Here is a 23,398-nt window from a genome sequence, read left to right on the forward strand (position 1 = left end):
GAAAAGCGGTCAGGCAGGCAGGACCACCACGAAGCGGCGGGGTTCCTCGCCCTCGGACTCGCTGCGCAGGCCCGCAGCGGCGACCGCGTCGTGAACGATCTTGCGCTCGAACGGCGTCATCGGCTTGAGCGCCTTCGGCTCCCCGCTGCGCTTGACGTCGTCGGCAGCCGCGGCGCCTACCTTGGTGAGCTCGGCCCGGCGCCGCTCCCGATAGCCGCCCACGTCGAGCATGAGTCGCGAACGCTCCCCCGTCTGGCGGTGCACGGCCAGGCGCGTCAGCTCCTGCAGCGCCTCCAGCACCTCCCCGCCGGGGCCCACGAGCTCGTCGCCCTTGATGCCCACGATCGAGACCACCGCACGGTCTCCCTCGACGTCCATGTCGATGTCGCCGTCGAGGTCGGCGATGTCGAGCAGGCCCTCCAGGTAGTCCGCCGCGATCTCGCCCTCCTGTTCCAGGGCTTCGACGTCGGGAGCAGGCTTGAGGGTCTCCTCAGCTTCGGTCACGTCCGGACTCTCCTTCTCCTACGACTTCTTGCTGCCGGTGCGCTTGCTGCGAGGCTGGCGCGCCGGCTGCTGACGGACGATCTTGGGGGCGGGTTCGGGCTCAGGCTGCGCCGGCGCCTTGGGCTTTCCCACCAGCTTGGTGAAGATGCCGTTCGTCGGCTCGGGAGTGGTGACGTTGCCCTTCTCGTCCACGACCGGCATGGGGTGACGGCTGTAGAACCAGTGCTGCTGGCCGAGCGTCCACAGGTTGGTGGTCACCCAGTAGAGGATCAGGCCGAGCTGGAAGTTCAGGCTGAAGACGGCGAACAGCGGCGAGATGTACATGAGGAGCTTCTGCTGCTGTGCCATGGGGTTGTCCGGCATCTGCGCCATCGAGCGCTTCACGCTCTGCCGGACGGTGAGGAACGTGGTGCACGAGCTGACGGCCACGAAGCAGGCAAGCACGATCTTCGTCATCAGCGGCTGGGCACCGAGACTCTGGATGACCTCGGAGCTGTCGAAGAACTTCGCCGTCAGCGGCGCGCCGATGACATGCGCGGTGCGCGCGCTGTTCACCAGCTCCTTGGTCATGCCGAAAACGGCCCTGTCCTCGGCGATGGCCCGCAGCACGGTGAACATCGAAATGAAGATCGGGAACTGCGCGACGATCGGGAGACAGCCCCCAAGGGGGTTGGCGCCGCCCTCCTGATACAGCCGCATGACCTCCTGGTTCATGCGCTGCTTGTCGTTCTTGTACTTCTTGCGCAGCTCCTGGACCTTGGGCGCCAGCTCCTGCATCTTCCGCGACGAGCGCATCTGCTTCATGAAGAGCGGGAAGATCAGCAGACGCATCAGCACGGTCAGCGTGATGATGGTCAACGCCCAGTTGAGACCGCTGCTTGAGGGGATGAAAGTGCTGTAGCCGGCGTGGATCTGGGTGATCACCCAGGCCACCGCCGTGTACAGCCAATTCAGGAATGGCAGCTCCACCGAGCTAGCTCCCTTGCGTTTCGTCGTGAGACCGGACTCGGCGTGGGGGCACCGGGTCGAAACCTCCAGGATGGAACGGGTGACACCGTCCGATACGCCTGACGGTCAGCCATACCCCGCGCGCCGCTCCATGAACGGCGACGGCTTCCAGACCATAGGCACTGCAGGACGGCTCGAACCGGCACCTCGGCCCCAGCATCGGGCTGATGAAGGCGCGGTAGAACCGGATGATCGCGAGCAGCACTCGGGCGACCGGCCCGGTCGCGGGCCGATCGGCCTCCCCGGGCACCACGGCCGGGGTCGGTTGCTGCGCTGTCATGACCGTCCATCCGTCGGGGTCCGGGAATCGGACCCGCGCCGCCGGAGTAAACGACTCAGCGCGACGTCGAGTTCGGCGGCCAGGTGCTCGCTGCGCGCGGACGCGGCCGGTGGATTGGCGCGTACCACCAGAAGGCTACCTCTCGGCAGCAGCGGCAGGCGGCTCCGCACGAGGTGTCTCAACCTGCGCCTGACCTGGTTCCGCACCACGGCGCCACCGACCGCCTTGCTCACGACGAAACCGACCAGCGGTGGCTCGTCGGCGTCACGCAGGTTCAGGTGTGCGACCAGGGTGGGACGCCCGGCGCGCCGCCCACGGCGAATCGCGTCGGCGAACTCGTCACCCCGCCGCATGCGGGACGCGGACGGCAGCACCGGGCCTTCCTCGACGTAGGGCCGCCCGCTCCGCTCGGCACGGGCGGGCGGCGTCTGATCGTCAGACCGTCAGCTCGGCGCGGCCCTTGCGGCGGCGCGCGGCCAGGATGGCGCGGCCGGCCCGGGTGCGCATGCGCAGCCGGAAGCCGTGGGTCTTCGCGCGGCGACGGTTGTTCGGCTGGTAAGTACGCTTGCTCACGGGTGGGCTCCAGGCGTCAAGTACGTCCGCGGCGTTCCGCGGGCGCGGTACATTCCATGGTCACGGCTCGTCAGATGCGCGGGCATGCGAAATAGCCGTCGCGTGATTAGCCGACCGGGATACGTTACGGGCCCACCGTACGTCAGGTCAAACCGTACCCGTGACGCCAAGCGAGTACGGCGAGCGACCATGGGCCGTTAGGCTGTGGACAACGCCTTGAACGCAGGTTGCGCACACCGCTACCGTCGGCCGTCCGGCCCTTCCCCCCATCAGCGTGAATGTGCCCGGGGAGGATGCACGGGCTGTGCACATCATGTGGATCATATGTGGATGGCAGCCGGACGCGGGCCGGTGCGGCGAGGCGTACAGGACTGAGAAACGACACGGATCGCGGCGGGCGAGCGGGGCCGCGTAACGAGAGGAGGGGCCGAGCCATGGAAGGCGTCGATCTCAACGCTGTATGGGCTCGGGCGCTCAGGACCCTGCTCGACGAGGGCGTCTCGGGGCAGCAGAGGGCGTTCCTCCAGATGACGCAGCCCTCCGGCCTCATCAACGACACGATTCTCCTGGCGGCCCCCAACGACTTCGCCAAGGAGGTCATCGAGGTACGGCTGCGCCCGCTGATCGTGCACGCGTTGTCGCAGGAGCTCGGTCGGCCCGTGCGGATCGCCGTGATGGTGGATCCCGGCGCCGGGCTGTCCGCCGCCTCCGACCCCGCCGTGGCGCCGCCGGCCGACCATCGTCCACAGGTGCCGTCCACAGATTATCCACAGCCTCGTCCTCAGGCTCCGCGCTTCCCCTTAGCCGAGGACGGCCCGATCCGGCGCGACGCCGAGCAGCACGGGCCGCACTATCCACAGGGCCAGCAGTATCCACAGCCGCCGCAGCACATGTCCCCGCCGGACCACCCGCAGCGGCCCGGCGGCTACTCCCCCGAGCCTCCCGCCGCGCCCAAGCCCGAGCCGGTGCCGGGCCCCGTGTCCGGTCCTGTGCCCGGCGGCCCCGGGCAGAACCGCTGGGACTCCCGCGGCGGCCGCACCTCCGGCGAGCCGGCCCGGCTGAACGCCAAGTACACGTTCGAGACGTTCGTCATCGGCGCGAGCAACCGCTTCGCGCACGCCGCCGCCGTCGCGGTCGCCGAGGCCCCCGCCAAGGCGTACAACCCGCTGTTCATCTACGGCGACTCCGGACTGGGGAAGACCCACCTGCTGCACGCGATCGGTCACTACGCGCAGAGTCTGTACGACGGCGCCCGGGTGCGGTACGTGAGCTCAGAAGAGTTCACCAACGACTTCATCAACTCCATCCGGGACCACAAAGCCGACGGGTTCCGCTCCCGCTTCCGGGCTGTGGACATCCTCCTCGTGGACGACATCCAGTTCCTCGAGGGCAAGGAGCAGACGCAGGAGGAGTTCTTCCACACCTTCAACACCCTCCACAACGCCAGCAAGCAGATCGTCATCTCCAGCGACCGGGCGCCGAAGCAGCTCGTGACGCTGGAGGACCGGCTGCGCAACCGGTTCGAGTGGGGGCTGATCACCGACGTCCAGCCGCCCGAGCTGGAGACCCGCATCGCGATCCTGCGCAAGAAGGCGATCCAGGAGGGCCTGGCCGCGCCTCCCGACGTGCTGGAGTACATCGCCAGCCGCATCGCGACCAACATCCGCGAGCTCGAGGGCGCGCTGATCCGGGTCACCGCGTTCGCCAGCCTCAACCGGCAGTCTGTGGACATCCAGCTCGCCGAGATCGTCCTCAAGGACCTCATCAGCGAGGACGCGAGCCCGGAGATCACCATCTCCCTCATCATGTCCACAACCGCCGAGTACTTCGGCGTCTCGCTCGACGACCTGTGTGGAAGCTCACGCTCGCGCGCCCTGGTCACCGCCCGCCAGATCGCCATGTATCTGGCCCGCGAGCTGACCGACCTGTCCCTGCCCAAGATCGGCCAGCAGTTCGGCGGGCGCGACCACACGACCGTGATGCACGCGGAGCGTAAGATCCGGTCGCTCATGGCCGAGCGGCGCTCGATGTACAACCAGGTCAACGAGCTGACGACACGGATCAAGCAGCGCGCACGCAACGCTTAGTACACAGCTGTGGATAAGTCTGTGGATCAAAAATTCCGCCCTCGGCGGCGGCTCCGTGCGTTACCCCCACCCTCTCCGGCCCGCCAACGCGCCGTCCCCACTTGGGGACAACTTTGGGGAGAACCTGGGGATCACTTGGGGAATACCCGTGGACGGGCTGGGGACGCCCTGTGCGTACTCGTCACACACAGCTCAGCTGTCCCTTTTACCCCGTGGACAACCGGTGGAAACCTCGTGGATTACTCGTGGACAGAGGGCCCTTCACCTGGGGACCGGGTGTGGGGACAGCGGGACCGCCCACAGTCCACAGGGGGTCCGTCCACGGTTCCCCCACACCGGCAGTGGATGAATCAGCTCCACTGAGCTGCGAAAATGCTCGACATCCACATATCCACACTGCCTAATAGGACGACTTGTATCTCTCTCTAAGGAACTCAAGAACCATAGAAGGGGTTCTGGAGGCACACAGGTGCGGGAGAGTGAAGACTTGACGAAGCAGCGACACCCAGGAGGCTGATCCACGTGATGTTCCGGATCGATCGCGACGTGCTCGCCGAGGCCGTGGCGTGGACGGCACGGAGCCTTCCGGCCCGTCCCTCGGTGCCGGTGCTCGCCGGCATGCGGCTTGAGGTGACCGACGACCAGCGGCTGAAGCTCTCCGGCTTCGACTACGAGGTCTCCGCCGAGGTGACCCTCGACCTGCAGACCGGGGAGCCGGGCGTGGTGCTCGTCTCCGGCAAGCTCCTCGCAGAGATCACCCGCGCGCTCCCCGCACAGCCGGTCGAACTGGTTGTGGACGGAGCTAAGGCCGTCGTCACCTGCGGCAGCGCCCGGTTCACACTTCTCACCATGCCTGTGGAGGACTACCCCTCCCTCCCGGCCATGCCGCCCGCCGCCGGACGGGTCGGCAGCGACGTGTTCGCCTCCGCCGTCGGCCAGGTGGCCGTCGCCGCAGGCAAGGACGACACCCTCCCGATGCTCACCGGCGTACGGATGGAGATCGAGGGCGACACCGTGACCCTCGCCGCCACCGACCGCTACCGCCTCGCCGTACGCGAGCTGAAGTGGCAGCCCGAGCAGCCCGACTTCCAGGCCGTGGCCATGATCCCCGGCCGTACGCTGGCGGACACGGCCAAGGCGCTGGGCGGCACCGGCGCGGAGGTCGAGATCGCGCTGAGCTCGGCCGGCGGCACCGGCGAGGGCATGATCGGGTTCTCCAGCTCCGGGCGGCGGACGACGACCCGGCTGCTCGACCCCGAATTCCCCAAGTACCGCTCGCTGCTGCCCACCGAGTTCTCCGCGCGCGCGGACCTGTCCACAGCCTCGTTCGTCGAGGCGGTCAAGCGCGTCGCGCTCGTCGCCGAGCGCAACACCCCCGTACGGCTGGCCTTCCGCGGCGGAGAGGTCGTCCTGGAGGCCGGCAGCGGCGACGAGGCGCAGGCCGTGGAGGCGCTGCCGGTCGAGTTCGACGGCGACGAGATCAACATCGCCTTCAACCACCAGTTCCTGCTGGAGGGCCTCGGGGCGATCGACTCCGACGTCGCGCGGCTCCAGTTCACCACGCCGACCAAGCCCGCCATCCTCACCGGGGGCAAGCCTGTGGACGACGGGGGGAGCGAGGACTACCGCTACCTCATCATGCCCATCCGCCTGTCCAGCTGACGCGGGCAGAACACCCCGGGCGTACGATCTCCTGCGGGCATGGACCCCTGATGCATGGGTACGCGTGCCTCGGTGGACGACGCAGATGTTGAGGGGTGGCTCAGATGCAGATCGGCATGATCGGGCTCGGCAAAATGGGCGGGAACATGGCCGAGCGGCTGCGGCGCGGCGGCCACGAGGTCGTCGGCTACGACCGCGATCCCTCCATCAGCGACGTCGGCAGCCTGAAGGACCTCGTCGCGAGGCTTCAGGCACCGCGCGCGGTCTGGGTCATGGTGCCCGCCGGGGCGCCGACGCGGAGCACCGTCGAGCAGCTGCGCGACCTGCTGTCGGACGGTGACATCGTCATCGACGGCGGCAACTCGCACTATCTGGACGACCAGCGGCACGCGGCCGACCTCCGCACCCACGGCATCGGCTTCGTCGACGTGGGCGTCAGCGGCGGCGTGTGGGGCCTGCAGAACGGCTACGCGCTGATGGTGGGCGGCGACGACGAGCACGTCGGGCGGCTCATGCCGGTCTTCGAGACGCTCAAGCCCGAGGGCGAGGACGGCTTCGTGCACGCGGGCGGCGTGGGCGCCGGCCACTTCGCGAAGATGGTCCACAACGGCATCGAGTACGGCATGATGCAGTCCCTCGCCGAGGGCTGGGAACTGCTTGAGGCCAGCGACGTCGTCACCAACGTCCCCGACACGTTCCGGAGCTGGCGGCACGGCACGGTCATCCAGTCCTGGCTGCTCGACCTGCTGGTGCGGGCCCTGCAGGAGGACCCCGACCTCGCCGAGCTGAAGGGCTACGCGGAGGACTCCGGCGAGGGCCGGTGGACGGTCCAGGCCGCCGTGGACCACGCCGTGCCCCTGCCGGCCATCACGGCCGCGCTGTACGCCCGCTTCGCCTCGCGCCAGGCCGACTCCCCGGCGATGAAGATGGTCGCGGCGCTGCGCAACCAGTTCGGCGGGCACGCGGTCGCCTCGGTCGAGGGCCAGACCGGCAAGGGCGCCGACGCCCCCGGCGCCGACGTCACCCCACCGGTGGAGGCCGAGAGCTGACGCGCGGTCAAGCCTCGGCGTCCCCGCGCTGCGGCCGGGCCGGCTTCGCGCCGCCGGCCTTCGGTTCGTCCACAAGGGTGTGAATTCCGGGGTCGTCCGGGTACGCGGCCCGGCGGCGCCGATCTTCCACAGGCTGTGGACGAATCACCCCGCACCCACTCGCTTCTCCACAGCGGGCCGTTTCTCCACAGCGCGTCGTGGCCGGGACACGAAGGCCGGGCACCGGCACTAGCCTGGCGGGGTGCACGTGGCGAGCCTGTCCCTCACCGACTTCCGGTCCTACCCGGAGGTCGAACTCGTGCTGGAACCGGGGGCGACGGCGTTCGTCGGGCCGAACGGGCAGGGCAAGACCAACCTGGTCGAGGCGCTCGGCTACATCGCGACCCATTCGAGCCACCGCGTGGCCACCGACGCGCCGCTCGTACGGCACGGCGCGCAGCGGGCGATCGTGCGCGCGGGGGTGGTCAGGGACGACCGCCGCGCGCTGATCGAGATCGAGATCAACCCGGGCCGGTCCAACCGTGCCAGGGTCAACCGCTCGCCCGTCCCCCGGCCGCGCGACGCACTCGGCCTGCTGCGGACCGTGCTGTTCGCCCCGGAGGACCTCGCACTGGTCAAGGGCGACCCGTCGGAGCGCCGCCGTTTCATGGACGACCTGCTCGTCGCCCGCGTCCCCAGGTTCGCGGGCGTGCGTGCCGACTACGAGCGCGTGCTCAAGCAGCGCAACGCGCTCCTGCGTACGGCCGCGGCGACGCGGGTGGGTCGGCGGCGCGGCGGCCGCAGGCAGGAGGACGACGCGGCCTTCGCCGCCGCCGGCGCGGGAGACGTCCTGAGCACGCTCGAGGTCTGGGACTCCCACCTGGTGCGCCACGGCGCGGAACTGCTGGCGGCGCGGCTGAGCCTGGTGGACGCGCTGCGTCCTCTCGTGGCGAAGGCGTACGCCACCCTCGCCCCGTCGTCGGGACTGGCCGAGCTCGAATACCGGCCGTCGGGGTTATCCACAGATATCCCCACCCTGGGGACAAACCGGGAACTACTGGCCGAGCACCTGCGGGCGGGCCTCGCGGAGGCGCGTCAGGCGGAGCTCGAACGCGGCGTGACCCTCGTCGGCCCGCACCGCGACGACCTGCTGCTGCGGCTGGGCGAGCTGCCGGCCCGGGGCTACGCGAGCCACGGCGAGTCGTGGTCGTTCGCCCTCGCGTTGCGGCTGGCCGCCTATGACCTGCTGCGGGCCGACGGCGGCGACCCCGTGCTGATCCTGGACGACGTCTTCGCGGAGCTGGACGGTCAGCGGCGCAGGCGGCTCACCGAGATCGTCGCCCCGGCCGAGCAGGTGCTCATCACGGCGGCGGTGCCGGACGACGTGCCGCCCGAGCTGGCCGGCGCCCGGTTCGACGTGATGGAAGGGAGCGTGACCCGTGTCCGATGAGATATCCACAGGCGGTGGACAGTCCCCGCAGGGCGCGGCCGCGCGGGGTGCCGCGATGGCGCGGGAGAAGCTGGCCCAGGCGAAGGCCGACGCGCTGAAGCGCGGGCAGCTTCCGCGCACCGAGCCGCGCCGCCGCTCCGGCTCGGGCGCCCAGCGACGGGACTCCGGCGACCCGTTGCCGTTCGGCCGGGCGATCCGCGACCTGCTCGCCGCCCGGGGATGGGAGCAGCCGGTCGCGGTGGGCGGGGTGTTCGGCCGCTGGGCGGAGATCGTCGGCCCAGAACTGGCCGCCCACACCAGGCCGGAGAGCTTCGAGGACGGCGAGGTGCTGGTCGCCGCCGACTCGACCGCCTGGGCGACGCAGGTCCGGCTGCTCGCGTCCACCCTGGTCAGGCGGTTGAACGAGGAGCTCGGCGACGGCACCGTGACCCGCGTCAAGGTGCACGGCCCCGGCGTGGGTCACCGCCCGGAGGGCGGGCTGCGCGTACGCGGGAGCCGTGGGCCGGGCGACACGTACGGCTGAGCGCGAGGCGGCGAGCGCCGTCCGGGGCCCGCACCGGCGGGCGACGATCTGAAAACCGGGCCGAGGGGAGCCCGAACCGGCCCAAAATCGCGTGTGAGGCTCCGACCCCCGTTCCGTGTGGGGGGTGCTCAGAAACATGATCGTCAAGCGACAGGGCATCACAGCCCCCGTGAATGCCACCTGATGTCCGTCGGACCGGTAGAATGTAAACGGACTCAAGGACACGTCCGGTTTGCGTCACCCCGGTCCCATGGGCCGATTTCCCTTGGGTGTGCGCATCGGGGCACTCACGACGGTGACGGGCACGGCAGGGGCAGCCAATCCACGGTGTCGCCCGCCGCGTGTCCGCGGCAGGAGGATTTCGCACTTGTCCTACGACGCTAGCTCTATCACCGTTCTCGAAGGGCTGGAAGCGGTCCGCAAGCGCCCTGGCATGTACATCGGTTCCACCGGTGAGCGCGGGCTGCACCACCTCGTCTACGAGATCGTCGACAACGCGGTCGACGAGGCGTTGGCCGGCCACAACGACCTGATCGAGGTCACCCTGCTCGCCGACGGCGGCGTGCGCGTGATGGACCACGGACGCGGCATTCCCGTGGGCATCGTCGCCGCCGAGGGCAGGCCGGCCGTCGAGGTCGTCTTCACCGTGCTGCACGCAGGCGGCAAGTTCGACAGCAAGTCGTACGCCGTCTCAGGCGGCCTGCACGGCGTGGGCGCCTCGGTCGTCAACGCGCTGTCGACGCGCCTGGAGGTCGAGGTCCGCACCGACGGCCACGTGTGGCGGCAGAAGTACGTGACGGCCAAGCCGACGGCCCCGCTGGAGAAGGGCGAGCCGACCGACGAGCACGGCACGACGATCAGCTTCTGGCCCGACCCGGACATCTTCGAGACGACCGCCTGGAACTTCGAGACGCTGGCGCGCCGATTCCAGGAGATGGCCTTCCTCAACAAAGGCCTCATGATCAAGCTGACCGACGAGCGGCCCGACCACATCATCGACGGCGCGCCCAAGGTGGTCACCTACCACTACGAGGGCGGCCTGTCCGACTTCGTCACCCATCTGAACTCGAAGAAGGACCCGATCCACAACTCGGTCATCGACTTCGAGGAGCACGGCGACGGCATCTCGGTCGAGATCGCCATGCAGTGGAACGCCTCCTACAGCGAGTCGGTCTACACCTTCGCCAACACGATCAACACCGCCGAGGGCGGCACCCACGAGGAGGGCTTCCGCGCCGCGCTGACGACCATCGTCAACCGGTACGCGCGCGAGCAGAAGTTCCTCAAGGAGGGCAAGGACGACAACCTCAGCGGCGACGACGTCCGCGAGGGGCTCGCCGCGATCATCTCGGTGAAGCTGGCCGACCCCCAGTTCGAGGGCCAGACCAAGACGAAGCTGGGCAACACCGAGGCGAAGTCGTTCGTCCAGAAGGCATGCAACGACCACCTGCGCGACTGGTTCGAGCGCAACCCGGGCGAGGCCAAGGAGATCATCAACAAGTCGCTGCAGGCCTCCCGGGCCCGCATCGCCGCCCGCCAGGCGCGCGACCTCACCCGCCGCAAGTCGCTGCTGGAGAGCGGCAGCGGCCTGCCGGGCAAGCTGGCCGACTGCCAGTGGTCGGAGCCGGAGAAGTGCGAGCTGTTCATCGTCGAGGGCGACTCGGCCGGCGGCTCGGCCAAGGGCGGGCGCGACCCCAAGTTCCAGGCGATCCTCCCGCTCCGCGGCAAGATCCTGAACGTCGAGAAGGCCCGGATCGACAAGGTCCTCAAGAACAACGAGGTCCAGGCGCTCATCACGGCTCTCGGCACCGGCGTCCACGACGAGTTCGACATCTCGAAGCTGCGCTACCACAAGCTGATCCTGATGGCGGACGCCGACGTGGACGGCCAGCACATCACCACGCTGCTCCTGACGCTGCTGTTCCGCTTCATGCGCCCGCTGATCGAGGCCGGGCACGTCTACCTGTCCCAGCCGCCGCTCTACAAGATCAAGTGGGACCGCAAGGGTGAGGACGCGTCGTACGCGTACTCCGACCGGGAGCGGGACGCGATCATCGAGGACGGCGTCGCCCGCGGCCGGCGCGACCCCCGGCTCCACGACGGTGTGCAGCGGTTCAAGGGTCTGGGCGAGATGAACGCCTCTCAACTGTGGGACACCACGATGAACCCCGACACCCGGGTGCTGCGCCAGGTCACCCTCGACGACGCCGCCCAGGCCGACGACCTGTTCAGCGTGCTGATGGGCGAGGACGTCGAGGCCCGCAGGAACTTCATCATCACCAACGCCCGCGACGTCCGGTTCCTCGACGTCTGAGCAGCGTGGCCAAGCAGAAGGACTTTTCGTGACGGAAGTGAACACGCCGCCTGGGCCCCCCGCCGATCGCATCGAGCCGGTCGACATCCAGGCCGAGATGCAGCGCAGCTACATGGACTACGCGATGTCCGTCATCGTGTCCCGCGCGCTGCCCGACGTCCGCGACGGCCTCAAGCCCGTGCATCGCCGCGTGCTGTACGCGATGTTCGACGGCGGTTACCGGCCCGACCGCGGCTACTTCAAGTGCTCCCGCGTCGTCGGCGACGTCATGGGCTCCTACCACCCCCACGGTGACACGTCGATCTACGACACAGTCGTACGCCTCGCGCAGCCGTGGTCGCTGCGCTACCCGCTCGTCGACGGCCAGGGCAACTTCGGCTCGCCGGGCAACGACCCGGCCGCCGCGATGCGGTACACCGAGTGCCGCCTCGCGCCGATCGCCATGGAGATGCTCCGGGACATCGACAAGGAGACCGTCGACTTCCAGCCCAACTACGACGGGCGGTCGCAGGAGCCGGTCGTCCTTCCGTCGCGGTTCCCGAACCTGCTGGTCAACGGGTCCGCCGGCATCGCCGTGGGCATGGCGACCAACATCCCGCCGCACAACCTCCGGGAGGTCGGCGAGGCCGTCAAGTGGGCGCTCGACAACCCCGAGGCCACCGACGAGGAGCTGCTCAACGGGCTGCTCGCGCGGGTCAAGGGTCCCGACTTCCCGACCGGCGCGCTGATCGTCGGCCGCCGCGGCATCGAGGACGCCTACCGCACCGGCCGCGGCTCGATCATCATGCGGGCCGTCGTCGAGGTCGAGGAGGACCCCAAGGGCCGGCAGTGCCTGGTCGTCACGGCCCTGCCGTACCAGGTGAACCCGGACAACCTCGCGCTCACGATCGCCGAGCTGGTCAGGGACGGCAAGATCACCGGGATCGCGGACGTCCGCGACGAGACGTCCTCGCGCACCGGCCAGCGGCTCGTGATCGTGCTCAAGCGCGACGCGGTCGCCAAGGTCGTGCTGAACAACCTCTACAAGCACACCCAGCTTCAGACCACGTTCGGTGCGAACATGATCGCGCTGGTGGACGGCGTGCCGCGGACGCTGCGGCTCGACCAGTTCGTCCGGCACTACATCACGCACCAGATCGAGGTCGTGGTCAGGCGGACCCGGTTCCTGCTGCGCAAGGCGGAGGAGCGGGCCCACATCCTGCGCGGTCTGCTCAAGGCGCTCGACCGGCTCGACGACGTCATCGCCCTGATCAGGCGGTCGCCTTCGGCGGCCGAGGCGCAGGGCGGCCTGATGACGCTGCTGGACATCGACCAGGTCCAGGCGCAGGCCATCCTGGACATGCAGCTGCGCAAGCTGGCCGCGCTGGAACGGCAGCAGATCCAGGACGAGTACGACGGCCTGATGACGCAGATCGCCGACTACCAGGACATCCTGGCCTCCGAGCCCCGGCAGCGCCGGCTCGTGTCGGACGAGCTCGGGGAGATCGTCACCAGGTATGGCGACGAGCGGAAGACCGAGATCATCGCGTACGAGGGCGACATGTCCATCGAGGACCTGATCGCCGAGGAGGACGTGGTCGTCACGATCACGCGCGGTGGCTACGCCAAGCGGACGAGCACCGACCTCTACCGGGCGCAGCGGCGCGGCGGCAAGGGGGTCAGGGGCGCGCAGCTCCGCCAGGACGACATCGTGGAGCACTTCTTCGTCACCACGACGCACCACTGGCTGCTGGCCTTCACCAACAAGGGCCGGGTCTACCGCTTCAAGGCGTACGAGCTGCCGGACTCGGGCCGGGACGCCCGCGGCCAGCACCTGGCCAACCTGCTCGCCATGCAGCCCGACGAGCACGTGATGGAGATCCTCGACCTGCGGGACTACAACGTCGCGCCCTACCTGGTGCTGGCGACCCGCAGCGGTCTGGTGAAGAAGACGCGGCTGTCCGAATACGATTCGCCGCGATCCGGTGGCCTGATCGCGATCAATCTGCGCGAGGATGACGAGGTGATCGCCGCCCGTCTCGTCTCCGAGGGTGATGACCTGCTGCTCGTGTCCAAGAACGCGCAGTCGATCAGGTTCACCGCCTCGGACGAGGCGCTGCGCCCGATGGGCCGCGCCACCAGCGGTGTGATCGGCATGCGGTTCGTGGACGGTGACGAACTTCTCGCGATGAACGTCATGAACGACGGCGACGACGTGTTGATCGCGACCGAGGGTGGGTATGCGAAGCGGACACCCGCCGACCAGTACCCGGTCCAGGGCCGGGGCGGCAAGGGCGTACTGACGGCGAAGATCGTCAGCGCTCGTGGCAAGCTGGTCGGAGCCGTCATGGTGCGTCCCGAGGACGAGGTCTTCGCGATCACCTCTGCCGGCGGGGTGATCCGTACCAGCGCCGGCGAGATCAAGCAGTCGGGCCGCCAGACCATGGGCGTCCGCCTGATGAACCTGGCCGAGGGTGACAGCGTTGTGGCCCTCGCTCGCAACGCCGAGTCGTTGGAGACCGAGGAGAACGGGGCAGGAGGCGAGGCATGAGCGAGCGTAGCGAGCGAATCGCCGAACACAGTGCGATCCGCGGATGCGCACCCGAGCCGTCAGACGAGGGCGTGGCATGAGTGACACCGGCGGGCCCCGGACACCCGGCGGCAAGCAGAGACCCACGGGCGCCCGCCCGGCGTCGTCTTCGAACGGCGTTACCGCGCGGACGCACGATGGCGGTAGCGTCGCCAAGGTGGCTTCCGAAGGAGATGACGTGACCGCCGCCGACAAGGCGAAGGCCGACGACACCATGCGCATCCGGACCTCGGCCGCCGACCAGCCATGGAAGCGGCAGACGGCCACGGACGGCGCGTCCGACAACGGCAGGTCCGAAGGCGGCGGAGCGACCGCGCAGTACCCCCGGCCCGCCGGGCTCGGTACGTCCACACCCCCTGTGGACAACGGCCGTCCGTCTGTGGACAACGGTCATCCCCCGGCGGACGGTGGCTCCGTACGCGGCTTGAGCTTCGGCCCGGCCGGAGACCGCGCCGAGTCCTCCTCCAAGAAGGACAAGGACAAGGACAAGAAGCTCGGCGTGCGCCCGCCGCGCAAGGCCCATCTGGTCCTGCGCAGGATCGAGCCGTGGTCGGCGATGAAGTTCAGCTTCGTCGTGTCGCTGGTGTGCTTCGTCGTGCTGTTCGTGGCCGTCGCCGTGCTGTACGGCGTGCTGTCGGCACTCGGCGTCTTCTCCTCGATCACCGACACCGTCAACCAGCTCACCAGCGGTGCCGGTGGTGCCGGGGCCGGCACCATCGACATCGCGAGCTGGTTCGAGCCGGTCCGCATCCTCGGGTACGCGGCCCTGCTTGGCGCGCTGAACGTCGTGCTCATCACCGCGTTGTCCACCCTCGGCGCCGTGATCTACAACATCTCCGCGGACCTCGTGGGCGGTGTCGAAGTCACCTTCAGCGAAGCCGAGTGACCCCACCGGTACGGCTGGCCGCCCCCACGAGCGGCCCGCCGTACGGATGCGCCTCGATGGCACGACCACAGGCCCGGACCCGGTAAGCTTTTCCTCGTTCGGAACGACGGATTCGCCACCGGAAACGGGATGCGGTAACGTTCGTTGCGCGGTGCGGGGCTATAGCTCAGTCGGTTAGAGCGCTTCCCTGATAAGGAAGAGGTCCCAGGTTCAAGTCCTGGTAGCCCCACCACGAAGTACCAGCTCAGAGGCCAGTTCCCAAGATCAGGGACCTGGCCTTTTGATCGTTTGCCATCGATTTGCCATCACGGGCGTCCGGCACCAGGTAGCAGACATCGATCCACATCGACAGGTCCTGGCAGCCGATCTTCCCTGCGCGCGGATGGGGTTGAACGCCCGTGAGGTCATGAACGGCATCACTGGCAATGTCATAGCCATCCTGTACGTTCCGTGATGTGGGCCTTACACAGGGGTTGGATTCACCGAGGACTCTCTTGCGACGCTTCCTGGATCGAGAGATCACCGCCGGAGCGAGGCAGGTTCGGTCCACGTACCTTGCGCAGCTGCCTCCGAAACCGCTTCTCCTGCCCGGAGAGGGAGTCGGCTACGAGGCAGGGACGGTCGGGACTGCTCTCGATCAGCGCTTGCGCCTGTGCTTCACCTGCAATTCGCCTGTCGACATGGCGACCCTGCAGGGCATCGACAACTGCCGAATCCAGGCGAGGAGCACCCTCGCAGGCGAAACCTGGAGTCGGCGCAGAGCTCGGTCGGTCGCTGTCAGATGAACTGCCCCGGCTCGTCCAGTCCCTGGATCTTGCTTCGCGGACGCTCCCGATGCTTCGAAGCGACGACGAGGAGGAACGTCTCGCCCGCATGTTGCTGTGCGCCGCATGGTTCGCCCTGAACTACCGCAACCCGTTCGCGTTTCCCGACACGCCTCTTTTCAAAGCCATCCAGGGAGACGCGGAGTCCTTCGACTTCGAGCGGGCCCCTGGCCACGGCGGCGCCTGCCATGCGGGCATCTCCTACGTGTCGTCTCGATCGTGGCTTGCGAGCAGGGGTAGGACGATCTGGTCGACGATCTCGGCGAGTGCGGTCTCAGGCAGCGGACGGTGATGGACGAGCGTCTCCACGGCGACGAGCGTGATGGGCGCGACGGCGACCCGGGCCGGGATGCGGGCGTGGTTGATCTCGCCGCGTAGCACAGCGCGTTGGAGCAGGGCGTCCATCTCGCTCGTACCGGCATGGCTGACGCGCTCGCGCAGGTAGTCGGTGAGATCGCTGTCATCTGCCCGGCCGTCGCCGATGACTTGAAGGACGGGGGCGAGCTCGATCATGCGTGAGCTGACCAGGCGGAGCAGGGTCAGCAGGTCGGCGCGCAACGAGCCGGTGTCAGGTATGGGCGGGGGTGCCGGCACCTGCTGACGCATGGCGGCCAGCACCAGGTCACGTCGATGCGGCCAGCGGCGATAGAGCACCGTCCGGCTCGTCTGGGCGCGGGCGGCCACGGCGTCGTAGGTGAGCTCGTGGTAGCCGACAGCGCGCAGTTCCTGCCAGGCCGCCTCCAAGAGGACCGTCTGCAGTTCCGCGCCCCGGCGGCGCCTGCGCCGGGTATCGTCCATCTCCGTTTTGGGCACACCACGTATCTTATATTCTACTTTAAGAAACATAACGAACCTTGGGGGAGAGTCATGCGTGGCAAAGGCGTGCAGTACGACACCGGTACCTTTCCCAACGGCGACAGCAGCCGCAGCCTCTTCGACCCGGCGACCGTCGCACGCGAGATGCGCATCATCGCCGACGACCTGCACTGCAACGCCATCCGGATCACCGGCGGCGACCTCGATCGGCTCACGACCGCCGCCCAGCACGCGGCCGAGGCCGGACTGCAGGTCTGGTTCTCACCATTTCCCTGTGAACTCACCGAGCAGCAGATGCTGCCCTACTTCGACGACTGCGCCGACCGGGCCGAAACGCTGCGCCGCCAGGGCGCCGACGTCGTGCTCGTCACCGGGTGCGAGCTGAGCCTGTTCGCCCGCGGTTACCTGCCTGGCGACACCTTCACCGAACGCATGCAGGCCCTGCGCGCCGCGCCCGAGGAGCGCGCCGCGGCACTGGCCGCGCTCCCCCGCCCCGTCAACGCCTTCCTCTCCCAGGTCGCCGCCTCCGTACGCCCCCGCTTCGGCGGCCCGCTCAGCTACGCCTCCATCCCCATCGAGCACGTCGACTGGACGCCCTTCGACATCATCGGCGTGGACGCCTATCGCAACCGGCGCAACGCCGCCACCTTCCGCCAGGATTTGCGCGAGCACTTCACCCACGGCAAGCCCGTCGCCGTCACCGAGGCCGGCTGCTGCACCTTCCGCGGCGCGGCCGACTGGGGCGCCGGCGGCTGGACCGTGGTTGAGAACGGCCGCGTCAAGCCCGGCATCGAACGCGACGAGGGCGAGCAGGTCCGCTACATGGACGACTTGCTGACCGTCTTCGACGAGGTCGGCATGGACACCGTCTTCTGGTTCAGCTTCGCCGGGTTCGAGCTCCCGCACCGCGCCAACCCCACAGACGACCTCGACATCGGCTCCTACGGCATCGTCAAGATGCTCGACGGCGCCCAAGCCACCACCTATCCCGGCATGCCGTGGGAGCCGAAGGAAGCCTTCCACGCCCTCGCTCGCCACTATGCGAGCCGGACCACGACCGCGACGACATCGCCCTGATCGCCACCACCGTGCCATCACATAGGACTTACTCGTCTAGTGCGGTGACCGCAAACGTTCACCGGGTCCAGTTGTGGCTCGACCAGCCTTCTAGCATTGCCGGATGATCGAGCTTCAAGAGGACGGGGAAATCGCCTGCCCGGCCGCGCTGGTGTGGGCGATCGTCGCTGACTACGGCCAGGATCCACGCTGGCGGAAAGGCGTCAAGACGATGGCGCCGCGACCCGAAGGCATCGTCCAGGTGGGCACGACCACTGCTGAGGTGATGCGGTTCGCGGGCCGGACCTATCGCAACGGCGGCGAGGTCATCCAGGTGGAGCCGGGTCGTTCGTTTGCCTGGCGCACCACCTCGGGGATCGACGCCGAGGGCGGCAGGCTGGTCGAGCCGCTCGGCGAGGAACGGTGCCGCTTCACCTTCCACGTGCGCGTCACCCCGCGCGTGACCTCTGAGAAGTTGCTGGAGCCGGCGCTGAGATGGTTGCTGCGGCGGTCGATCCGCGCCGACATTCGCCGATTGGCAGGCCTTTGTGCTTCTTGACCCCGAGGTCACCCGTTGCAGGGCTGCTGGGACGATCAGCTACTCATGTCGCGTAATCACCCGACCCGGTGAACGTTTGCGGTCACCGCACCAGCCGTCATCACGGCAGGCACCCCACAAGCAGCAGTCGCCTGTCCCCGTCAGCCCAAGCGAGGTCCGCCGTCTTCTGGCACACCTGACCCACACCGTCGCCCGGCCCCTGGCGCACATCCTCGCCTGGTCCCGCCTCCGTCGCCTCTACCAAGCCCGCGCCCGGCAAGCCGATTACCAGCACTGATACCTCAGGAATAACGAACTACTGTTGTAGTACAAGGCTGGGATGCATATCTCCCACCAAAGTTGTCCCAGGTCATGACATGCATCTTGGACGTTCCGTCTTCGTGCAGGTATGCGTGAGAACAGGCGAACATGGTGGGGGAATGCTCATGTGGCCTTGGTGGCGATATTGCTCGATCCAAGCGCGCTTCACACTCCTTGCCGGGGTGCTGTCCCTGCTCGTCTTCATCGTGATCGCGGTAGGTCTCGACCTCATGATCCGCAACGCGATCCGGGACAACATCTTCCGCGAGACGCAGCGTGTGGCGACCGACTGGATCGCGTCGATGAAGCCCGGCCGTCCTCCGGATGCGACACCGACCACTGAGGTCAACCTCCTACAACTCGTCGACTCTCGTGGCCGGGTGGTGGCGGCCAGCCCCGCCGTCGCGGGCAAGCCGCCGCTGAGCACTGTCCGGCCGCCCTACGATGACCGCATCCTTCACCTCACCGAGTGCTCCCACAGCGGCTGCGTCATGCTCACCGCCAACCGCGTCTCACCCCAGGAGGCCCGCTTCGTGTGGGGGGGCGATTCTCACATCGTCTACGCCGGAAAGGCCGAACCGTCCGCCGTGGCCTCGCACATCCTGGAGGTCAGCACGCTGACCGCGGCCCTGCTGGCCACCGTCTTCACCACCTGGATGATCTGGTCGCTGGTCGGCCGGACACTGCGCCCGGTGGAAGCGATCCGCGCGAGAATGTCGGAGATCAGCGTCAGCGACCTGAGCTTGCGGGTGCCGGAACCGGCCTGCGACGACGAGATCGGGCAGCTGGCGCGCACGGCCAACCAGACCCTGTCCCGGCTGGAAGAGGCAGTGGAGCAGCAGCGGCACTTCGCCTCCATCGTCTCCCATGAACTCAAAACCCCGGTGACCGGCCTTCAGACTCAGCTCGAAGAAGCGGTGCTGTATCCAGACGACGTCGATCAGCGCAAGGTCATCCAAGCGGGGCTGGCGACGACAGAGCGGCTACGAGCGCTGATCGATAACATCCTGATCTTCGCCCGGATCCGCACGGTCGCTCCCGAACCTCCCGAGCCGGTCGACCTCGGCGCGCTGGTACAGGAGGAGTTGATCACCACGACACGGCCCGTGCCGGTGCATACCCAGGTAAAGAGCAACGTAACGGTCCTGGGCAACCCCGTCCAACTCACCGAAGTGCTCAACAATCTGGTCGTCAACGCCCAGCGGCATGCCGCAACCAGTGTCGAGGTCAGCGCCGAGCGCAAGGATGGCCAGGCTGTGGTCACGGTGAGCGATGACGGAGACGGCATCGCCCCGGAGGACCGCGAACGGGTCTTCCAGCCCTTCACACGATTGGACGGTGGGCAGCGCAAGGATCCCACAGGGTCCGGGCTCGGACTTGCCATCTCCCGCGCGATCGTGGCCGCCCACGACGGGACGCTGGAGATCGAGAACAGCCCGCGAGGCGCACGTTTCGTTCTCCGCCTGCCGCTGCGCGCGCCCGGCACCACAGACAGTGAGGTGTGACTGCGCCACTCATGGTTCGGCTCGGCGGGCTCGATCAAATCGGAAGCGTGGGCCGCTGTCAGCGCCTCCGCCGACTTCGGCCAGGACTCCCCCTGGACACGAAGTACGTCGCAGGCGTATTTCTCCTCCGGCGTCTGGCCGGAGGTGACCGAGGTCGTCAGACGGTTGCGGTCGTAGGTGAAGGCGGTCTTCTTGCCCGGATCCTTTGTCGGGTGCCGAGCTCAGCGACCTGCCCCTACCCGGGGTCGGCGGGCGGCCAGCTCGACGCGGACGAACAGGACGGCCAGCACGGCCAGCACGACCGACGGGGCCACGAGCCACAGCCAGCGCTGCGCCCACCAGCCGGCGGTTGGCTGCGCCGGCAGGGTGCCACCTAGCCCTTCGTAGGCCCAGAGCACTACCAGGTACGCGGTCATGTGCCAGAGAAAGATGGTCAACGCGCCCACGTTGAGTGCCACCACCGGCTTCCAGACAGCCGGCCGGCGTAGCAGGCGCTCGGCGGCCGGCGTCACCAGGATCAGCAGCCCGAGTTGAAAGACGGCCAGGGCGGCGATGGTGGCGTTGGTCGGGAAGATGTTGGATTCGGCGCCGACGGTGCTCACCATCGAGAGGGGGTAGCCCGCTCCCACTGTCAGCGCGACCAGCCCGGCCAGTCCGGCCCCGGCAACCGCCAGCCGCTCCGCCAGTGGCCGCCGCCCCAGCTCCCAGCTGCGCCAGGCGTAGCCAAGTTGATGGCAGAACAGCCACACCAGTGCGGCGGTCGCCCAGCCCGCCCAGTCCAGGCCGGCGCCGCGATGCGCCATGCTGCCGAGGGCGATCAGCAGCACGAGCGCTACCAGGACCCAGGCTCCGTAGCGGGCGTGCAGGCTCGTGGTGATCGGCACCGCGGTGATCAGCAGGCCGTACACGCCCAGGAACCACAGCGGCGTCAGGTAGCCGGGGAACCACTCCCACATCCACCGGTGCGGGCCGGGCAGGGCGGACGCGATCAGCTCGCCGGCGAGCCAGACCAGGGCCCAGACGGCAGTCGGCCAAAGCAGCCGGCGCAGCCGGTCTCGGACGAACTGGCCGGCGGCCGTCCCGCGCGTCTGGGCTCGTTGCCAGCCGACCAAGTTGGCGTACCCGCCGACCAGGAAGAACACCGGCATGATCTGCAGCACCCAGGTGGCCAGCCAGCCACCAGGCACGGCATGGATGGGGTTGGGCATGGTGAGGCTGCCGTCGGCGGTGCGGTGGGTGACCGACAATGTCCAGTGCCAAAGGGTGACTACCACGATGCACAGCGCGCGGGCGGCGTCGACCACCCGGTCACGGGACGTCGGCGTGGCCGCCACCAGCCGGTCCAGCGTCGACCGCTTGTCCGCGACCCGGCGGGTCTGCCGGTCCTGGCGCCGGGGGCTCAGCGGTACAGCTCCTCGATGTCGGCCGCGAAGTCCTTGTGGACCAAGGCGCGCTTGACCTTCAGGGTCGGGGTCAGATAACCGTTCTGTTCGGTCAGGTCGACGGGAAGTATCCGGAACCTGCGGATCGACTCAGCCCGGCTCACCGCCGCGTTGGCCTCGTCCACGGCCGTCTGCAGCCTGGCCAGCAGATCCGGATCGTCGCGAAGCTCGGCCGGGCCGGCCTGCTCGGGCCTGCCGACGGCCCGCTTCCATGACGCCAGCGCCTCGGCGTCCAGGGTGATCAGCGCGGCGGTGTACGGCCGCCGGTCGCCGACGACCACCGCCTGGCTGATGAGCGGATGGGTGCGCAGGCGGTCCTCGAGGGGCTCGGGGGCGAGGTTCTTGCCGCCGGCGGTGACGATGATCTCCTTCTTGCGGCCCGAGATCGTCAGGAACCCGTCCTCGTCCAGAGCGCCGACGTCGCCTGTGCGCAGCCAGCCGTCGGCGGTCCGGCTCTCCCTGGTCGCCTGCTCGTTGCGCCAGTAGCCCTGGAACAGGATCGGGCCCTTGATCAGGATTTCGCCGTCGTCGGCGATCCGGATCTCGACCCCGGGCAGGGGTGGTCCCACCGTGCCGATCTTCATCGCGTGGGGCAGGTTCACGGTCGCGGCGGCGCTGGTCTCGGTCAGCCCGTAACCTTCCAGCACGGTGATGCCGATTCCCCGGAAGAAGTGGCTCAGCCGTGCGCCCAGCGGCGCTCCGCCGGAGATCGCGTAGCCAACTCGGCCGCCGAGTGCGGCCCGCAGCCTCCGGTACACGAGCCGGTCGGACAGGCGATGTGCCAGGCGCAATCGCCGGCTTGGCCGCCCGTCGTCCAGCGCCTGGCTGTAGGCCACGGCGGTCCGGTCGGCCCAGGCGAAGATCCTGCCCTTGCCCCCGGCCCGGGCCCGCTGCTGAGCACCGTTGTAGACCCGCTCGAACACCCTGGGCACCGCCAGCAGGAACGATGGTTTCAGGGCGGCCAGGTCCTCGGTCAGCCTGGCCCGGTCGGCGCTGTGCGCCAGGCAGATCCCCTGCTCCACGCAGGCCACCTGGATCACCCGCGCGAACACGTGCGCCAGCGGCAGGAACAGCAGGGTCGAGGCGTTCCGGCCGAAGATCCGCTCCAGGCTGTCGATCGCGACGCGAGCCTCGTACAGCAGGTTGCCGTGGCTCAGCATGCAGCCCTTCGGGCGGCCGGTGGTGCCGGAGGTGTAGATGATCGTCGCCAGGTGGTCGGCCGACACCGCCCGGCGGCGCTCAAGTAGTTGGGCGTCGTCCACGTTCCGCCCATCCTCGCGGAGACGGTCCAGCCCGCCGCCGTCGATCTGCCACAGCCGCAGCGGCCCGGACAGGCTCGCGGCCACGTCCTCGACCAAGCGGCGATGCGACTCGCGCTCGACCACCGCGGCGACCGGGCCGGCGTCCTCCAGCACCCAGCGGACCTGCTCGGCCGAGGAGGTCTCATAGATCGGGACCGGCAGCGCTCCCACCGTCCACAGGGCATAGTCCACCGCCGTCCACTCGTAGCTCGTGGCGGCCAGCAGGGCGACCCGATCACCCGCCTGGATTCCGGCGGCGAGGAAGCCGGCCGCCAGGCTGCGAACGTCGGCCGCGAACTGCCTGGCCGACACCGGACGCCAACTGTCGGCCGACCAGCGCTGGAACAGAACCATGTCGCCGTTCACCCGATCGTCGGCGAACACCACGTCGGCGAGCTGGGCGTCTGGGGAAACGGCCACCGGGGACGGCACCGCATGGACACGCATCGTCCATCTCCCTGTGAGGAAAGGCCGACCAGGCGGACTGCGCCACCGGACGCCGTGTCTACGGCGGCGAGAAGCAGGCAATCGTGTTGTTTCCCCAGGTCATCAGGCACAAACGTGGAAGGCCGTACGACGGCGCAGCCCGGTTCATGACGACCGGCAGGATCCTCGCCGGCGGCCGGGCCGACCGCGCCTGGGGCAGGCGGCTCGCCACGCTACCGCCCGCACAAGAGTCGCTCGCCGACCGGAAAACAAGCGACAAGTAAG

General features: G+C 68.6%; 20 protein-coding genes and 1 tRNA gene. 12 read left to right on the plus strand and 9 right to left on the minus strand.

Annotation, left to right across the window (positions count from 1 at the left end; all coding sequences use genetic code 11):
- Positions 1-9 precede the first annotated feature (9 nt).
- From FLW16_RS33360 to rpmH, 5 genes are all read right to left on the minus strand, one after another.
- Entirely contained in the window at positions 10-504 is a 495-nt protein-coding gene (locus FLW16_RS33360) for a R3H domain-containing nucleic acid-binding protein (RefSeq protein ID WP_142564191.1), read from the minus strand.
- An 18-nt stretch (positions 505-522) separates the two neighbouring features.
- Positions 523-1,473 carry a membrane protein insertase YidC gene (yidC, locus tag FLW16_RS33365; protein WP_142564193.1) on the minus strand — a complete coding sequence of 317 codons (951 nt, stop codon included), beginning with the start codon at positions 1,471-1,473 and terminating at the stop codon, positions 523-525.
- Between the two features lie 4 nt (positions 1,474-1,477).
- Positions 1,478-1,792: a membrane protein insertion efficiency factor YidD gene (gene yidD, locus FLW16_RS33370; RefSeq protein ID WP_079314210.1), complete on the minus strand. Its 315-nt coding sequence runs from the start codon at positions 1,790-1,792 to the stop codon at positions 1,478-1,480.
- Positions 1,789-2,166 carry a ribonuclease P protein component gene (gene rnpA, locus FLW16_RS33375; RefSeq protein WP_079314209.1) on the minus strand — a complete coding sequence of 126 codons (378 nt, stop codon included), beginning with the start codon at positions 2,164-2,166 and terminating at the stop codon, positions 1,789-1,791. Before rnpA ends, yidD begins: the two co-directional genes overlap by 4 nt.
- Positions 2,167-2,227: 61 nt before the next feature.
- A complete protein-coding gene (gene rpmH, locus FLW16_RS33380) occupies positions 2,228-2,365 on the minus strand; it encodes a 50S ribosomal protein L34 (RefSeq protein WP_015772801.1) in 138 nt (45 codons plus the stop codon).
- A 434-nt stretch (positions 2,366-2,799) separates the two neighbouring features.
- Here rpmH and dnaA point away from each other — a divergent pair, with 434 nt between their 5' ends.
- The 9 genes from dnaA to FLW16_RS33425 all read left to right on the plus strand — a co-directional run bounded on the left by dnaA (position 2,800) and on the right by FLW16_RS33425 (position 15,116).
- Positions 2,800-4,452 carry a chromosomal replication initiator protein DnaA gene (gene dnaA, locus FLW16_RS33385; protein WP_142564195.1) on the plus strand — a complete coding sequence of 551 codons (1,653 nt, stop codon included), beginning with the start codon at positions 2,800-2,802 and terminating at the stop codon, positions 4,450-4,452.
- A 522-nt stretch (positions 4,453-4,974) separates the two neighbouring features.
- Positions 4,975-6,114, plus strand: a complete 1,140-nt coding sequence (gene dnaN / locus FLW16_RS33390; RefSeq protein WP_030508588.1) for a DNA polymerase III subunit beta — start codon at positions 4,975-4,977, stop codon at positions 6,112-6,114.
- A gap of 104 nt (positions 6,115-6,218) precedes the next feature.
- Complete coding sequence (gene gnd, locus FLW16_RS33395; RefSeq protein ID WP_142564198.1) at positions 6,219-7,163, plus strand: phosphogluconate dehydrogenase (NAD(+)-dependent, decarboxylating); 945 nt, start codon at positions 6,219-6,221, stop codon at positions 7,161-7,163.
- Between the two features lie 241 nt (positions 7,164-7,404).
- Entirely contained in the window at positions 7,405-8,592 is a 1,188-nt protein-coding gene (gene recF, locus FLW16_RS33400) for a DNA replication/repair protein RecF (RefSeq protein WP_142564200.1), read from the plus strand.
- Positions 8,582-9,115 (plus strand): DciA family protein, encoded by a 534-nt coding sequence (locus tag FLW16_RS33405; protein WP_312847174.1) that lies wholly within the window; start codon positions 8,582-8,584, stop codon positions 9,113-9,115. The genes recF and FLW16_RS33405 overlap by 11 nt, the downstream gene beginning before the upstream one ends.
- 367 nt (positions 9,116-9,482) lie before the next feature.
- Positions 9,483-11,429 (plus strand): DNA topoisomerase (ATP-hydrolyzing) subunit B, encoded by a 1,947-nt coding sequence (gene gyrB, locus FLW16_RS33410; RefSeq protein WP_142564201.1) that lies wholly within the window; start codon positions 9,483-9,485, stop codon positions 11,427-11,429.
- 28 nt (positions 11,430-11,457) lie between these two features.
- Positions 11,458-13,959 carry a DNA gyrase subunit A gene (gene gyrA / locus FLW16_RS33415; protein WP_142564203.1) on the plus strand — a complete coding sequence of 834 codons (2,502 nt, stop codon included), beginning with the start codon at positions 11,458-11,460 and terminating at the stop codon, positions 13,957-13,959.
- Positions 13,960-14,176: 217 nt separating this feature from the next.
- Positions 14,177-14,884, plus strand: a complete 708-nt coding sequence (locus tag FLW16_RS33420; protein WP_260615848.1) for a DUF3566 domain-containing protein — start codon at positions 14,177-14,179, stop codon at positions 14,882-14,884.
- A gap of 155 nt (positions 14,885-15,039) precedes the next feature.
- A tRNA-Ile gene (locus tag FLW16_RS33425) sits at positions 15,040-15,116 on the plus strand.
- 545 nt (positions 15,117-15,661) lie between these two features.
- On the opposite strand, the gene FLW16_RS33430 is transcribed toward FLW16_RS33425, so the two are convergent.
- Positions 15,662-15,898 (minus strand): hypothetical protein, encoded by a 237-nt coding sequence (locus FLW16_RS33430; RefSeq protein ID WP_142564205.1) that lies wholly within the window; start codon positions 15,896-15,898, stop codon positions 15,662-15,664.
- Between the two features lie 11 nt (positions 15,899-15,909).
- Positions 15,910-16,521 carry a TetR/AcrR family transcriptional regulator gene (locus tag FLW16_RS33435; RefSeq protein WP_185949707.1) on the minus strand — a complete coding sequence of 204 codons (612 nt, stop codon included), beginning with the start codon at positions 16,519-16,521 and terminating at the stop codon, positions 15,910-15,912.
- 54 nt (positions 16,522-16,575) lie between these two features.
- Between FLW16_RS33435 and FLW16_RS33440 the strand changes: the two genes are divergently transcribed.
- From FLW16_RS33440 to FLW16_RS33450, 3 genes are all read left to right on the plus strand, one after another.
- Positions 16,576-17,601 (plus strand): hypothetical protein, encoded by a 1,026-nt coding sequence (locus FLW16_RS33440; protein ID WP_142564209.1) that lies wholly within the window; start codon positions 16,576-16,578, stop codon positions 17,599-17,601.
- A gap of 103 nt (positions 17,602-17,704) precedes the next feature.
- Positions 17,705-18,139, plus strand: coding sequence for an SRPBCC family protein (locus tag FLW16_RS33445; protein ID WP_142564211.1), 435 nt, complete (start codon positions 17,705-17,707; stop codon positions 18,137-18,139).
- Positions 18,140-18,621: 482 nt separating this feature from the next.
- Entirely contained in the window at positions 18,622-19,944 is a 1,323-nt protein-coding gene (locus tag FLW16_RS33450; protein ID WP_185949708.1) for a HAMP domain-containing sensor histidine kinase, read from the plus strand.
- A gap of 221 nt (positions 19,945-20,165) precedes the next feature.
- Here FLW16_RS33450 and FLW16_RS33455 read toward each other — a convergent pair whose 3' ends face one another.
- Both FLW16_RS33455 and FLW16_RS33460 read right to left on the minus strand, forming a co-directional pair.
- Positions 20,166-21,248 carry an acyltransferase gene (locus tag FLW16_RS33455; protein ID WP_142564214.1) on the minus strand — a complete coding sequence of 361 codons (1,083 nt, stop codon included), beginning with the start codon at positions 21,246-21,248 and terminating at the stop codon, positions 20,166-20,168.
- 95 nt (positions 21,249-21,343) lie between these two features.
- Positions 21,344-23,134 carry a long-chain fatty acid--CoA ligase gene (locus FLW16_RS33460; RefSeq protein ID WP_142564216.1) on the minus strand — a complete coding sequence of 597 codons (1,791 nt, stop codon included), beginning with the start codon at positions 23,132-23,134 and terminating at the stop codon, positions 21,344-21,346.
- Positions 23,135-23,398 lie beyond the last annotated feature (264 nt).

Source organism: Microbispora sp. KK1-11 (assembly GCF_006874435.1).
Classification (GTDB): Bacteria; Actinomycetota; Actinomycetes; order Streptosporangiales; family Streptosporangiaceae; genus Microbispora; species Microbispora catharanthi.

Bases quoted from the DNA above. Each gene is read 5' to 3' on its own strand.
- FLW16_RS33460 (WP_142564216.1), bottom strand. From the start codon at position 23,134: ATGCGTGTCCATGCGGTGCCGTCCCCGGTGGCCGTTTCCCCAGACGCC.
- dnaA (WP_142564195.1), top strand. From the start codon at position 2,800: ATGGAAGGCGTCGATCTCAACGCTGTATGGGCTCGGGCGCTCAGGACC.
- gnd (WP_142564198.1), top strand. From the start codon at position 6,219: ATGCAGATCGGCATGATCGGGCTCGGCAAAATGGGCGGGAACATGGCC.
- FLW16_RS33440 (WP_142564209.1), top strand. From the start codon at position 16,576: ATGCGTGGCAAAGGCGTGCAGTACGACACCGGTACCTTTCCCAACGGC.
- yidD (WP_079314210.1), bottom strand. From the start codon at position 1,792: ATGACAGCGCAGCAACCGACCCCGGCCGTGGTGCCCGGGGAGGCCGAT.
- FLW16_RS33445 (WP_142564211.1), top strand. From the start codon at position 17,705: ATGATCGAGCTTCAAGAGGACGGGGAAATCGCCTGCCCGGCCGCGCTG.
- FLW16_RS33430 (WP_142564205.1), bottom strand. From the start codon at position 15,898: ATGGCAGGCGCCGCCGTGGCCAGGGGCCCGCTCGAAGTCGAAGGACTC.